This is a genomic window from Nocardia farcinica, from assembly GCF_029867845.1.
Lineage (GTDB): Bacteria > Actinomycetota > Actinomycetes > Mycobacteriales > Mycobacteriaceae > Nocardia > Nocardia farcinica_A.
Map to the genome: position 1 here is coordinate 1 of NZ_JARWRU010000191.1, position 3,204 is coordinate 3,204.

Below are 3,204 nucleotides of genomic sequence, written 5' to 3' on the forward strand. Positions count from 1 at the left end.
CCTCACCGGCCAGGACCGACAACACGATCCTGACCTTCTCCTCAGCCGGTACAGCCGGCGGTCTCGCCATGAACGATCAGACTCCTTCTACAGGTCAAACCCGCAACAAACGGGCCCTGCCACAAAGTCTGACGCGCGACAGACGGCATCAAGTTCACCCAGTACGTCGCCCGCATGCCGGCCTGCGCAATGACCCTGGTGCTCAACGAACGCCGAGAAGCGCTGCTGATGTACCGGCACCGATTCATCATCGACCGATGGGTGTGGGAGCTGCCGGGCGGATATGTCGACCACGCCGAAGACATCGCGGCGGCCGCAGCTCGTGAGGTCGAAGAGGAGACCGGGTGGCGGCCGCGCTCGATGGAGCACCTTGTCACTTACCAGCCCGCGATCGGCACTCTGGACCATCCGCAACAGGTGTACCTCGCCCGCGGTGCCTATCTCACCGACACCCGCCCAGACATCAACGAGGCCGAAGACGTGCGCTGGTTCCCGCTGGATGAGGCGGTCGAGATGATCGATCGCGGCGAGATCGTCGGCGCTGCAACGGTCGTCGCGCTCTACCGCGCGCTCAGTCTGCCCGGGGCATAGCTGCTTCACGCACGCGTTCCCGGAAGTCGGCCACTTCCGGGAGCGCGGCGTGTGGGGCGAGGCGGTGCCGAATTTCCCGCAGGTAGGCCAGGCTGCGTCGCGACTCCAGCCCCGCCGCCACGCCGAGCGCGTCGTTTCCGATCCGTACCGCTTCGCGTGGATCTTCATCGGCGCGGGCAGAAGCGAGTAGGCACAGGTTTAACATGCGCCCCCGCGTATATCCGTCGACCATGGCCAGGGACCGCTCGGCGAAACCGGCGGCGCGCCTCTGGTCGCCGAGATCCCGGAAGCAGTGTGCTGTTTTCGCCGACAGGTACGCGCCGTCGAAGTAGTCGAGCCAGGCCGGACGTGCGGTGTCGGCGCGCTCATAGGCGCGCTCGGCCGCGTTCAGGGACCTGGCGCACGTCGAGGAGTCCCGTCGAGCGGCATGCCCGTGCGCCTCTACCATGTGGCACGCCGATTCGAGCACCGCCAGCCCGGTCGTGCGGGCAGCGATCTGCGCTGCTCGGGCGAGATCTACCGCATCCCCGGGGCGACCGACGTAGGTGGCCTGGTGGGACATCGCGGCCAAGATCTCGGCACCGAGGCCGGCATCTCCTGCAGCGCGCGACATACGCAGCGCTTGAATCAGGTAGCGCTGCGCGAGCCCGTGTTCCTCCAAGTCATAGGCCGCCCAACCTGCGAGCTTCGTCAGTTCTGCTGTGGTGGCGAACAACTGTCGGCCGATCGGCTCCGTGTACGAGCTCTGCAGAAGCGGCGCGACCGAGCTGTGAAGGTAATGCACGATCGTCGACCGCACTTTGCCGCCGCCGACGCGGTTGTCCAGATCCCGGAACGCTGTTGTCATCGTCCGCACCGCGTCCACATCGCCTTGGCCGATCCGCCGTATCCCTTCCTTGGAGACAGGGTGCTCCGGTCCGGGGATCGTCAGCCACCGTATCGAGGCTGCCGGATAGACCGCGACCGCGTACGACGCACCCACCAGGAACCGCCGACGTTCCACATCACTCCTCCACAGGGCGGTCGCGGCAGCGGTCGCCTCCGCGAGACTCAGTGAGAACTCCAGACCGAGGTCAGCGGACACCTCCCCGCCGAACAAGCCACAGTCGGCCACGCTGACGCGGCGGCCGGTGACCTCCGTGAGGACTTCGGCGATCAGGCCGGGCGTCGGCGGGGTCGGTTGCTCCCCGGCTAGCCAGCGGCCCACAGACGTGTGGTCGTAGCCGAGTTCCAAGCCGATGGCGGATCCGCGCTCAACGATTCGGCGCGCGAGGCCCTTTCTGCTCAGCCGCGACTCCTGCAACAGGTCCATCAGCTGTCGGTTGGGTTGCTTCGGTTGGCGTCCCATTACTGAAGTCTCGCAGCTGTTTTGCGCTCTTGCTATGAAACCGCCAGTGTGCACACCCCTCCTGCACACACCCGCCTGTCGTGCATGCCTTCCGGGGGCCGGGCCCTGAGGGGTTGCCTGGTTAAGCGCCAAGTACGAGGCGAGGCCGTAGCGACGCGTGACCGCCCGGAAATGCGCAGCACGGCCCCCAAATCATCCGTTTTCCAGAGGATCTGAGATGTCTGTGTACGAAATGTGTGCGTTTCTGGCGGTTCTTCCGCTGGCGGCTTTCGGCGTGCTCGTGCCGTTTCTTGTCGGTTCTCGGAAGTCATACGCCTTTACCGCTGCGCAGCCCGACAAGTCCCGGCAGGTGCAGCGTGAGCAGGTCGGCCCCGACGGGCAGGGCGACGTCGGAGCGATGGGCGCCGGACCTGTCGCCCGCCCGAGCAATCGATGCAGTTCGCAACCGCTGACCACCTCCTCGTCCACAAGGCGGTTCGATGGGACCTTCTCCAGCGAGTGCCCCGTGGGTCGCCGCGGTTCACCGCCGGATGCCGACAACAAGTCGCGTGTCCCGCTCTTCACTGATCAATTCGCATCCGGCCCACACGCCGCATACGCCCAGATGCGAGCACAGTTCGGGCCATTGGTGCCGGTCTGGCTGGCTCCCGGAGTTCCGGCGACTTTGGTGATCGGCTACTGGACCGCACTCCAGATCCTCAACGATCCCGAGCACTTCCCCGCCGATCCTAGTTCCTGGCAGTGTGATGTTCCCCGGGGCTGCCCTGTTCTGCCGATGCTGGAGAAGCGTCCGAATGCTCTGCGCAGCAGCGGGATCGAACATGCGCGGTATCGAGCGGCCAACGTAGCCGCCCTGGGCCGTGTGGATCTGACCGCTGTGCACGATGTGGTCGAGCGTAGCGCCGTGCGGTTGATCGACGGGTTCAGCACCACCGGCCGGGCCGACCTGCTCGCCGACTACGCCCGCCCGCTGGTCTTCGAGGTGATCGGCGAGCTGATCGGCTGCGACCCCGATATCAGCGAGCGGGCCGCCGCCGGCATGGCGACGATGTTCGATTCCACCGCCGATGCGGTGAGCGGGAACCGGTCGGCGGTGGCGGCGTTGGGCGAGCTCGTCGCCCGCAAGCGGGTCGAGCCGGGGGAGGACATCACGTCCTGGCTGCTCGCGCATCCCGCCGGTCTGGACGACGCGGAGCTGGTCCACCAGCTGTTCACCCTGTATGCGGCGGCGAGTGAGCCGTTGACGAATCTGATCGTCAACACGG

General features: G+C 66.4%; 2 protein-coding genes and 1 pseudogene. 2 read left to right on the forward strand and 1 reads right to left on the reverse strand.

The genetic code is table 11. From position 1 onward, the window contains the following. Positions 1-189 precede the first annotated feature (189 nt). Positions 190-591 carry an NUDIX hydrolase gene (locus QH283_RS03935; RefSeq protein ID WP_280501652.1) on the forward strand — a complete coding sequence of 134 codons (402 nt, stop codon included), beginning with the start codon at positions 190-192 and terminating at the stop codon, positions 589-591. On the opposite strand, the gene QH283_RS03940 is transcribed toward QH283_RS03935, so the two are convergent. Further along, complete coding sequence (locus tag QH283_RS03940) at positions 572-1,903, reverse strand: hypothetical protein (protein WP_280501653.1); 1,332 nt, start codon at positions 1,901-1,903, stop codon at positions 572-574. The genes QH283_RS03935 and QH283_RS03940 overlap by 20 nt on opposite strands. Before the next feature lie 253 nt (positions 1,904-2,156). On the opposite strand from QH283_RS03940, the pseudogene QH283_RS03945 reads away from it, so the two are divergent. Then, a pseudogene (locus QH283_RS03945) lies at positions 2,157-3,204 on the forward strand (hypothetical protein); the annotation flags it as partial.

Coding starts and splice junctions, on each gene's coding strand:
- QH283_RS03935 (WP_280501652.1), top strand. CDS start 190: ATGACCCTGGTGCTCAACGAACGCCGAGAAGCGCTGCTGATGTACCGG.
- QH283_RS03940 (WP_280501653.1), bottom strand. CDS start 1,903: ATGGACCTGTTGCAGGAGTCGCGGCTGAGCAGAAAGGGCCTCGCGCGC.